Raw genomic sequence first — 8,306 nt, 5'->3', positions numbered from 1 at the left:
TAGAGAAATAAAAAGGCTGTCGACTTTCTCGACAGCCTGAAACACAGCCTATACAAACGGCTGTGTTTTTTGTTTTCCTGCCTATTTTTCTTCGATCGTAATGGTTTTGATGGTTACTGCCGTTTGCGGATCGCTTTGTTCCCCTGTAGCTGGATTCGCTTTGACTGGCACAGCAGCAATTTTTTGCACGACATCCATTCCTTTGGTGACTTTTCCAAAAATGGTGTAGTTCGGGGAATGGTCAAGCCCTGCTACATCAGGACCGGAACCGATAAAGAACTGACTACCATTGGTATTGGGTCCGGCATTGGCCATCGCAACAACCCCTGGTTCGTATTTATGGCCGTTGTTGAGTTCGTCCTCGAATGTATAACCAGGCCCGCCAGTCCCATTGCCAAGCGGATCTCCCGTCTGGATCATAAACGTTTTGATGATGCGATGGAACTTCACACCATCATAAAACTTGTCCTTCGCCAGAAACACAAAGTTATTGACCGCTTTTGGCGCATCCTTGGCAAACAGTTGAACGGTGATATCGCCCATAGACGTTTGCAGAGTTGCTGTGTACTGCTTGTTCGGATCGATCTGCATCGCTGGAGCTTTGTCATATTTCTTTTCACCAGTCGGAGCTGGAGGCTGTGCCGGTTTTGTTGTCTCTTTTGCCGGTTTTTCAGCTGTTGGCGGGGGAGTTTGGTTCCCTGCTTGGTTGTCAGTGCCGCATCCGGCTACGAGCAGCACAGCGAAAAGGCTGGCTACCATCGCGCTAATGATTCGTTTCATACATACCTTCCTTTCCCTGTCTGGGGTGGTTGCACGTCAGGATTATAGCACAAATCGGACTAGCATTTCCAACTGGACCCATGACCTAGTTTTTTCGGTCTATAAGTCCTAATTCGTCATACTCCCACATTTTGACCAAGTATTTACGCTCATTATGGTATAATAAAGAAAAGCAAACAGGAGTGGAGAGTAATGGCCGAACGCTTCGAAACAAAAACCGTACACATCAGTCATGCACCGATTGCAGATGTAAGCAAGGCAACTCCGATTTATCAGACATCGGTGTTTGCATTTCCGGGTCTGGAAGAAGTCGAACAGTACTATGCAGGTGAACGCAATTATCTATATACACGCAACGGAAACCCGAATCAAGTGGAGCTGGCCGATGCCGTGGCCGCGTTGGAAGATGCAGAGTTAGGCGTCAGCGCTGCTTCAGGCATGGGTGCGATCATGGCGGGACTTTTAGCTGTACTGAAGCCAGGTGACCACATTTTGGCGTCACACGAAATTTACGGTGGTACGTATGCCCTGTTAAGCAAAGAGTTGTCCCGGTTTCAGATCGAGATGACACTCATTGACTTGACAAATGAAAAGAATTTGGCCGATTCTCTGCGTCCAACAACGAAAATGCTTTTCCTCGAGACCATCACCAATCCGTTGTTAACCGTTGTGGATATGCCGTACTGGTTCCAGGAAGCCAAGCGCCATGGGCTAATCGTGATGGTGGATAACACTTTTGCGACACCATATCTCGTCCGTCCCATTGCTTATGGAGCTGATTTGGTTGTGCACAGCGCCACCAAGTATATTGGCGGACATAGCGATGTTACTGCTGGTGTGTTGGTGGGACGCAAAGATTTGGTGGAGCGCGCGAAGGAAATTGTCGTCAATTTCGGGGCATCTTTAAGCCCATTCGAAGCGTGGCTGACATCACGCGGATTGAAAACGATGGCAGTCCGAATGGAACGCCAATGTGACAATGCCAAGCAAGTCGCGGCCTTTTTGCGCAACCATCCCGCTGTTGCGAAGACGTATTACCCTAGCGAAGAAGAAACAAGCTTTTTCCACAGAGCAAAGCAAGGGGCAATGGTCTCCTTCGCATTGGCTGACGAATCCCTCATTTACAAGTTCTATCGTTCCCTGAAATGGATTAGCTTTGCTCCGTCGCTGGCAGGTGTGGAAACAACGGTTTCTCATCCCGTCACGACCTCTCATCGGGCTTTGAGCGAAGAGCAGCGACAGGCCACAGGGATTACCAAAGGGTTGGTCCGTCTATCCGTTGGCATTGAGGCACACGATGACATCATTGCCGAGCTGAAGCAGGCGCTTGATCAAGCATAAACACCTTCGTATGTTGACTGGCCCACCTGGTGCAAACAAAACGGCGCCGAGTGGGTCCTTCTTTTTTTTTACCAAATAGTGACCCAACATGCCTGAGAATCGTCACATGTAAAGAGAGAAACCGCAGTGGGCTTGGGAGGAAGAGTGATGGGGATGGCAATCAAACGGGGGATGCACGAGGAAGTGGATACTCTGCCTGAAAAGAAGGAGTATTATGAATCGCGCTCCTTTACCGAGCTATATGATGAATATTTTGATCGAGTGAATCGGTATTTGCGCTATCGTGTACATAATTCATGGGATGCAGATGATTTGACGACAACGGTATTTTTGAAGGCATTGGAAAAGTTTGACCAATACAGCAGGACCAATCCGTTTGCGTCCTGGATCTTTCGGATTGCCCATAATGCGTTTGTCGATTTCGTCCGAAAAAATCGGGAAATCCCCGTGGAGCATGATGATTATTTGGCAGACGAAACGGATGAAACCTGGCAGCCGGAGCAACAAGTGTTAACGAATGAAGAAATCGCTTTATTGCGGGATCGGTTGGAGCTGCTCACACAAGATCAGCGTGATGTCTTGACTCTACGCTACTTTGGGGATTTGAAAATTCATCAAGTGGCAGAGGTGTTGGGCAAAACCGAGTCAAGTGTCAAAATGATCTCCTACCGCGCCTTGCAGCAGTTGAAAAAGTTGTATGAAGGAGGGGATCGCATTGAAAGACGATAAACATCTGCGTGAAGAGATGCATGATTCAACCATTTCCGATCTTCTTCAGCATCTGACTCAATTGCGGCAAAAGGTCCCGGTCAACTATCAACTGAAGGCGGATTTGAAAGCACAACTGTTGGAACGGATGCGGGAAATGGAGCGTATGCAAGCGGGCAGGCAGGTGGTAAAAGTCGTACCGTGGTGGCGCAAGAAGCGCTGGATGGCAGGGGGAGCAATCCTATTGGGCCTCTCGTTCTCCCTGTTTTTCTGGTGCAGGCATTTCGTCATCTCTCAGGAAGAGGCGCTCAATTGGCTGCCCCCGATTCAAGCAGTTGAGCAAATTGCTTTGGCACCAAACGGAGAGCAAATCGCATACGTAGCGGATGGAGCGAGGCTGTTCTTGCGGTCCTTGCAGGATGAAAAGGAGATCTTGCGCTTTCAACTGCCGGCAACCAAAGGGGACTACCAGGCTGTTTCATGGGCCAATCGAATGGATCGCCTGGCTGTGGTGGAGGAGAGCGGGGATATCACGAGGATCTGGCTGATCAATGCTTCCGAAGAGGGCGGTCACCAAGCGAGCAGCCGTCTGCTGATCGAGGAGCCCGGCACCAAGTTCAGCACACCGGACTGGTCCCCAGATAACCGTTTGATTGCGTATACGCGAAGAAAAGGGACCCATGAAGAGGTCTGGGTGAACAGCACCGTGTCACTTGAAAAAAGAAAAGTGGCGGACGGCAGCCAGCCTGCTTGGTCACCGAGCGGAGCTGGTCTCGCGTATGTGCATGATGGGATGGTTTCCGTGATCGATCTGGCCTCCGGACAAGTGCAGGAAGTGGGAGCGGGGAAGTGGCCGGATTGGCTTTCCGATGATCGTCTCGTCTTTACTACATCCAATGGCAATCTGGCTGAAGCCCGCCTGCATGAAAAGCCTGTCCAGATCGTCAGCTTGCCGATTCCCTCGGGGGTTCAGGACAAAATTGTGCGCACCAATTGGTCCAGTAACCAAGAAGATGTGTTGATCGCTTACCAATCCGTACATTCCCTTGCCTTTTCAGTGGCAAAACGGCGTTGACCATAAAGGAGAACAGGACAGATATGAATCGATTGAAAAATGGGGCGGCTGTGCTGCTGGCATTGATAATGCTTGTGTCCCTTCTCCCCGCGAAGGCGGAGGAAGCATATGATCTCACGGTTGATTTGCCATTGGGCGGCATTTTTACGTTTAATCAATGGACACGCTTGAACGTTACGGTACATAACAACAGCACGGAAGCTTTGCAGGGAACGGTTATCTTTACTCAGACCCAAGAGGCTGGAGGAAAACAACCGATGTATCGGAAGGCTGTGACGATCCACGCAGGGGAATCGCAAGCCGTCCCGATCGATGTGCCTGCTGAGTACCTGCTAAACGGTCCGGCCGAGGTGCGGCTCATGAAGGGAGATCTGCTGGTAGCTAGAGAAAAATTGAGCTCCTTCAACCCGAAAGGAGAACGAACTGTGGGAGTGATTGGCGATAATAACAATGCCTTTCACTTTTTGGCGATCGGCAGTGATCAGCGTGACCATCAATGGGTGCCGTTCTCCGTGCAACATATGGAACCTGAGATGCTGCCAAGTGAATCATGGCTTTTAAAAAACCTGGACGTCTTGGCTTTTGCAGACACGGGGCATGTACAAATTTCTTCCGAGCAGGTCCTTGCAATCAAGGAATGGCTGAACCGCGGAGGAGTGCTGATCCTCTCTGGCGATAGCCGGGCAGGCTCTCTATTTGCTCAGTTTCAAGATATCTTCCCTGTGGCAGCAGGGAAAAGTGGTTTGCGTACGGATATGACGGAACTGCGCCAATTGACCGGTGGGGAAATCCCTCCGTTGGAAGCGATTCCTGTGTACAACCAGAATTATCCATATTTTACTACAAAACAAGTCGGAGCAGGAGTGCTAATTTTTGTAAATTTCGATGTGACGGCAGAACCGTTGGCATCTTGGCAGCATAATCGTCAGCTTTGGCAAAAGGTATTCACGCAAAGCAACGCTTTGGATAGCATTGAAAAAAAGAATGAACTGAATCCGGTTGACCGTTCCCTGCTTTCTTTAAGCAAGTATATACCAGAGGTGCAGATGCCCAAGGTTACGTGGATCATTGGAATATTCATGATATACCTGCTGTTTATCTCGCCCATCCTGTATTGGCTATTGAAACGAAAGGACCGTCATATTTGGGCATGGGGGATTATCCCTGTGTCGGCAGTAGTCCTCTCGCTTTCTGTTTACTTAATCGGTCGGACACTGATTGTGCAAACGAATGCCAGCTACCATGTATCCAAGCTATTGCTCTTGGACAAGAAAATGGCGGAGGTGCAAACGGCATCTTCCATTCTCTCCGTATCTGGCGGGGACTATGATCTGCGCTTGGACAAAGAGATGTTGACTGTACCCGTCAATTCCTCAGGAGGAAATTGGGGAGAAGAGGGAGCCATGGTTGTGACAGACGAAAATGGCGCAACCACGCTTGCTTTTCGCAATGTTCCTTACTTATCGGAAAAACAAATCATTTCATCCGGGATTCGTACGGATATTGGTGCATTTGAGTCAGATTTGTCCGTGATGAACGGGAAAATTACCGGGACAATTGTGAACCGTACGGTGTTTGCGCTGGAGAATCTCTATTTAGACCTTGGCATGCAACGGATTTCACTGGGGGCAATGAAACCCGGCGAAACGAAGCAGGTGGAAGCGGCTGTGGAGGAATTTTACATCGCCGAGCAGATGGAAGGCTTGCTGCCGAGCGATAAGGCCCAGACAAGAGAGGAGCACATCGAACAGCTCAAAAAATCGACCAGCTTTGTCGGGTCAAACGAAGTGCGACTGGTTGGGGTTTCCGCACAACCACTCCATACAGTAGACGTGCTGCTTGAAGGGAAACGGCATTATTGGAATGTCCTCATGCAGCGGATTCGGTTGCAGGCAAATCAGACGGGGACGTTCATTTACCCGTATGGCACGAATAATGTGTTTCTCATCGATCAGAAAGGAAATGTTGAATCCAATACGCCAAACATGTTTGACATCATCAGAGGCGAGGCTACGTTTGCACTGTCACTCAATCAGGCTAATCTTCGCGTCACACGGGTGGAAATCCCGCTGGACCAAAGTCCGTACCGCCCGTTTAAAAAGGAAATCTACCACAGCAAGAGCGGCACGTGGCAGCCATTGGGACGGGAAGAACGAGTGCAGCTGACGGAAAAGCTCACTGAATATGTCAATGAAGAGGGACGAATCCTGATCCGTTTCAGCAATCCAACCGATCAGCGTCTTTCCTTGCCGCAGCCTTACTTCCAGGTGGAAGGAGTGGAACAATCCTCATGATCTTGACCCAGCAACTAACCAAGCATTATGGCAAAGTGGAAGCATTGCATGAACTCAATTTGAATATTGAGAAAGGCAAGGTCTTTGGATTTATCGGCCCGAATGGTGCGGGAAAGTCAACCACCATGCTGATCCTGTCCACTCTGCTTGAACCAACCAGCGGGCGCGCCTATGTGGCTGGCTACGATGTCTGCAAGGAACCGAAAGCAGTCCGGCAAGCGTTAGGGTACATGCCTGATTTTTTTGGCGTATACGATAACTTGAAAACGACAGAGTATCTCGAATTCTATGCGGCAGCGTATCATATCCCGCCGGAAAAACGCAGGTCTTTGATTGCGGATTTGCTGGAGCTGGTCAATCTTTCCAACAAGGCGGATTCGTATGTGGATGCCTTGTCCCGCGGGATGAAGCAGCGCCTGGGTCTGGCCCGCTGTCTCGTGCATAGTCCAGAGGTGTTGATCCTCGATGAGCCCGCGTCGGGGTTGGATCCGCGGGCGAGAATTGAGATGCGCGAGATTTTGAAAGAGCTGCGAAAAATGGGGAAAACCATCCTGATTAGCTCGCATATTCTTCCCGAGCTTGCGGAGCTGTGTGATGAAATCGGGGTCATTGAAAAAGGCAGGTTAATCGCATGCGGGGCAGTCGATGATGTCAGCGTCGGAACCAGAGGCATCTCTGTCATGGAAGTGAAGGTCTTGGAAAAACACGATCATGCCCTGCAGCTTTTGGAGGCATTTCCTTACGTGCGCAGATTGGATGACAAGGCCAGCCATTTCCGCTTTCAATTTACGGGCACGGAATCAGATAAAGCGGCGCTGCTGCAGAAATTAATCGATGCAGGCATTCCGGTTGTGCAATTTGGTGAATCGAAAGAAAATCTGGAGGATGTCTTTTTGGCAATTACGGAAGGGGTGGGGAATTAAATGAAAGATTTCTTTTCCAATCCCCTAATCGTAAAGGAAATGCGCGAACGTTTTCGTTCCAAGCGGAGCTTTTGGATACTCGGCACTTACCTGTTTGTCATGGGGGCTATTTTGCTTGGTTTTCTGTACATTACGGAGATGAATACGTATATGACGCCGGGGGAGAACCGGGATATGTTTCTGATGATGGCTGCGATTCAGTACGCGATGATCTGCTTTATCGCGCCGGCTTTGTCAGCTGGGGCCATCAGCGGTGAAAGAGAACGGCAGACGCTCCACGTGTTGTTGACTACTCATCTGTCTCCCGGACGCATCATTATCAGCAAGCTGATTACTTCACTGGCATTCATCTTTTTAATGGTCGTAGCGACTTTGCCTTTATACAGTTTTGTCTTTCTGTATGGAGGAATCTCCCCGCAACAGCTCTCGTTGTTCGTTCTTTTTCTGGCGATGAACATCATCTTTTTTGGGGCTTTGGGTATCTTTTGCTCCACTTGGATCAAACGGACGAGTGTAAGTACGATCACTGCCTATGGACTGGCGTTTTTCTTTGTGGTCGGTACTGGGCTGTTGTGCCTGTTTATCGGGATGTTGTTAACCGAGCTTTATCCCGATAAATATCTGGGTGACGAAGTGTTTAATCAGCTTGGATTGCAATGGTTAGCCTCTTCCAATCCGGTATATGTCATGTTAAGCATCTTGGGCGAATCGATCGGCCCAGCGATTGAGCCTGATGTCACCCCGTGGTTGTTTTTTAGCGTAGTCTATCTGATTCTCACCATTGTCCTCATCATGTGGAGCACATACTTGCTCCATCCTGTGCGGAAGAGGTATTGGGGTTGGAAGAAGTAGGCTGATTCGTGTAGAATGGTGGAGATTGGCAACGACAGGGGGTTAGTGTGATGGCAGACCAAGACAAGCAAGAAGTTCAAGTATTGGACTTCGAAGAATTGTTGGTATTCATTGAAAAACGGTTGGAATCGGCAGGCATGAAGGCGAGCCGAGACGTAATCGTGACCATTTTGCAAGCGGAAGAGGCTTTTTTGATGGAAAAAGGCGTGCTAGTTGAAATCGACGAATAAACGGGAAAAAGAAGCGATTCTGTTCAAGGAGTTGCTTCTTTTTTCGTATTTTCACCGTTTCCCCTTCATTTGGTTACATGCCTACACCCAAAGTGTTGCATGC

At 49.3% G+C, this 8,306-nt stretch carries 8 protein-coding genes; 7 read left to right on the top strand and 1 reads right to left on the bottom strand.

Annotated elements, in window-relative coordinates; all coding sequences use genetic code 11:
* Window positions 1–81: 81 nt before the first annotated feature.
* Window positions 82–780 carry a peptidylprolyl isomerase gene (locus EIZ37_RS24140; RefSeq protein WP_134687322.1) on the bottom strand — a complete coding sequence of 233 codons (699 nt, stop codon included), beginning with the start codon at window positions 778–780 and terminating at the stop codon, window positions 82–84.
* A gap of 192 nt (window positions 781–972) precedes the next feature.
* Between EIZ37_RS24140 and EIZ37_RS24135 the strand changes: the two genes are divergently transcribed.
* The 7 genes from EIZ37_RS24135 to EIZ37_RS24105 all read left to right on the top strand — a co-directional run bounded on the left by EIZ37_RS24135 (window position 973) and on the right by EIZ37_RS24105 (window position 8,203).
* On the top strand, window positions 973–2,121 hold the full coding sequence (locus EIZ37_RS24135) for a trans-sulfuration enzyme family protein (protein WP_134687321.1): 1,149 nt from the start codon (window positions 973–975) through the stop codon (window positions 2,119–2,121).
* Between the two features lie 147 nt (window positions 2,122–2,268).
* On the top strand, window positions 2,269–2,850 hold the full coding sequence (locus tag EIZ37_RS24130) for an RNA polymerase sigma factor (RefSeq protein ID WP_134687320.1): 582 nt from the start codon (window positions 2,269–2,271) through the stop codon (window positions 2,848–2,850).
* Complete coding sequence (locus EIZ37_RS24125) at window positions 2,837–3,904, top strand: TolB family protein (protein WP_167569113.1); 1,068 nt, start codon at window positions 2,837–2,839, stop codon at window positions 3,902–3,904. The genes EIZ37_RS24130 and EIZ37_RS24125 overlap by 14 nt, the downstream gene beginning before the upstream one ends.
* Before the next feature lie 23 nt (window positions 3,905–3,927).
* Window positions 3,928–6,198, top strand: coding sequence for a hypothetical protein (locus EIZ37_RS24120; RefSeq protein ID WP_134687318.1), 2,271 nt, complete (start codon window positions 3,928–3,930; stop codon window positions 6,196–6,198).
* On the top strand, window positions 6,195–7,121 hold the full coding sequence (locus EIZ37_RS24115; protein WP_134687317.1) for an ABC transporter ATP-binding protein: 927 nt from the start codon (window positions 6,195–6,197) through the stop codon (window positions 7,119–7,121). The genes EIZ37_RS24120 and EIZ37_RS24115 overlap by 4 nt, the downstream gene beginning before the upstream one ends.
* Window positions 7,122–7,973 (top strand): ABC transporter permease, encoded by an 852-nt coding sequence (locus EIZ37_RS24110; protein WP_134687316.1) that lies wholly within the window; start codon window positions 7,122–7,124, stop codon window positions 7,971–7,973. It begins immediately after the preceding gene.
* Window positions 7,974–8,023: 50 nt separating this feature from the next.
* Entirely contained in the window at window positions 8,024–8,203 is a 180-nt protein-coding gene (locus EIZ37_RS24105) for a hypothetical protein (RefSeq protein WP_134687315.1), read from the top strand.
* Window positions 8,204–8,306: the final 103 nt, after the last annotated feature.

This window comes from Brevibacillus migulae (assembly GCF_004521915.1).
GTDB classification, from domain to species: domain Bacteria; phylum Bacillota; class Bacilli; order Brevibacillales; family Brevibacillaceae; genus Brevibacillus_F; species Brevibacillus_F migulae.
This window is presented reverse-complemented; position numbering and strand designations above follow the sequence as displayed.

Excerpts from the sequence above, each read along its gene's own strand:
- EIZ37_RS24130 (WP_134687320.1), top strand. The coding sequence starts at position 2,269 with ATGGGGATGGCAATCAAACGGGGGATGCACGAGGAAGTGGATACTCTG.
- EIZ37_RS24120 (WP_134687318.1), top strand. The coding sequence starts at position 3,928 with ATGAATCGATTGAAAAATGGGGCGGCTGTGCTGCTGGCATTGATAATG.
- EIZ37_RS24140 (WP_134687322.1), bottom strand. The coding sequence starts at position 780 with ATGAAACGAATCATTAGCGCGATGGTAGCCAGCCTTTTCGCTGTGCTG.
- EIZ37_RS24135 (WP_134687321.1), top strand. The coding sequence starts at position 973 with ATGGCCGAACGCTTCGAAACAAAAACCGTACACATCAGTCATGCACCG.
- EIZ37_RS24110 (WP_134687316.1), top strand. The coding sequence starts at position 7,122 with ATGAAAGATTTCTTTTCCAATCCCCTAATCGTAAAGGAAATGCGCGAA.
- EIZ37_RS24105 (WP_134687315.1), top strand. The coding sequence starts at position 8,024 with ATGGCAGACCAAGACAAGCAAGAAGTTCAAGTATTGGACTTCGAAGAA.
- EIZ37_RS24115 (WP_134687317.1), top strand. The coding sequence starts at position 6,195 with ATGATCTTGACCCAGCAACTAACCAAGCATTATGGCAAAGTGGAAGCA.